The following is a 1,263-nucleotide window of genomic DNA, read 5'->3' as shown; positions in this document are numbered from 1 at the left end:
GCCGCGGCCCGTTCGGTTTCGGTCAACTGACCTCGGGGGCAGGTTCCTTGGGCTTCTGGGTGGGGATGCCCGGGGCCGGGGTCTCGGCCGCCGTCGGTTCGACCGCCGGGGCCTCGGCACCGACGCCCTTCCCGCCGTCGCCCTCGTCGTCGTCCTCCGGTGAGGCCGTGTACTCGCCGTCGAGCGTCTTCTTCGCCCGGTCGATGTCCAGGGCCCCCTCCCAGCGGGACACCGCGAACACGGCGACGCAGTTGCCGAGCAGGTTCGTGACGACGCGCATCGAGTCCATGATGCGGTCCACGCCGAGCAGCAGAGCCACCGCTCCGGCCGGAATCGCACCCAGGGAAGAGGCGGTCGCGGACAGGGCGAGGAACGCCGAACCGGGGATACCCGCCATGCCCTTGCTGGTCAGCATCAGCACCAGGACCACGGTGACCTGCTGGCCCAGACTCAGATCCACACCCACCGCCTGGGCGATGAACAGCGTGCCGATGGACAGGTAGAGCGAGGCGCCGTCGAGGTTGAAGGAGTAGCCCGTGGGCAGCACCAGCCCCACGGCGTCGTCGCGGGCGCCGGCCCGCCGCAGCTTCTGCATCACGCGCGGCATGACCGCCTCGGTGGACGCGGTACCGAGCGCGAGCAGCATCTCCTCGCGGATGTAGCGCAGGAACTTCCACAGGCTGAGCCCGGTCACCAGGCGCAGGGCGACGGCGAGCAGCAGGATGAACAACGCCGCCGCCACATAGCAGAGCACGATGAGCTTGGCGTACGTCTTCATCACGCCCAGCCCGTAGTTGCCGACGAGGTGGGCCATCGCACCGAACACCGCGATCGGCGCCAGTCGCATGATGAAGCCGACGACCGCGAAGATGACCTCCTGGGCCTGGTCGATCGCGGGCAGGATCTTCGGCACCTTGGTGTGCCCGAGGTGCAGCAGGGCGGCACCCACCAGACAGGCCAGGATCAGGACCTGGAGCAGTTCGTTGTCGGCGAAGGCACCGACGAAGCTCTCGGGCAACGCGTGGAGGAGGAACTCGGTCGTCGAGGGCAGATGCCCGCCGCCGGTCGTCTTCTCCACGGCGGCTGCGTCCAGCGACGCGGGGTCGACGTTCATGCCCTTGCCGGGCCCGACGAGGTTGGCGGTGACGAGACCGATGACCAGGGCGACCGTGGAGGCGATCTCGAACCAGATCAGGGCCTTGACCCCGATCCGGCCGAAGGCCTTCAGATCACCGGCCTTGGCGATGCCGACGACGACCACAC

General features: G+C 69.0%; 1 protein-coding gene. It reads right to left on the bottom strand.

Features of this window, described 5'->3' with window-relative positions:
• Positions 1–22: 22 nt before the first annotated feature.
• The coding region (locus ACFTZL_RS44965) for a cation:dicarboxylate symporter family transporter (protein ID WP_382596443.1) at positions 23–1,263 on the bottom strand (1,241 nt) is incomplete at its 5' end.

The organism is Streptomyces sp. NPDC056948 (assembly GCF_042674225.1).
Lineage (GTDB): Bacteria > Actinomycetota > Actinomycetes > Streptomycetales > Streptomycetaceae > Streptomyces > Streptomyces purpurascens.
Note: the sequence above shows the minus strand (reverse complement) of the source record. Positions and strands in the feature narration are given on the sequence as shown.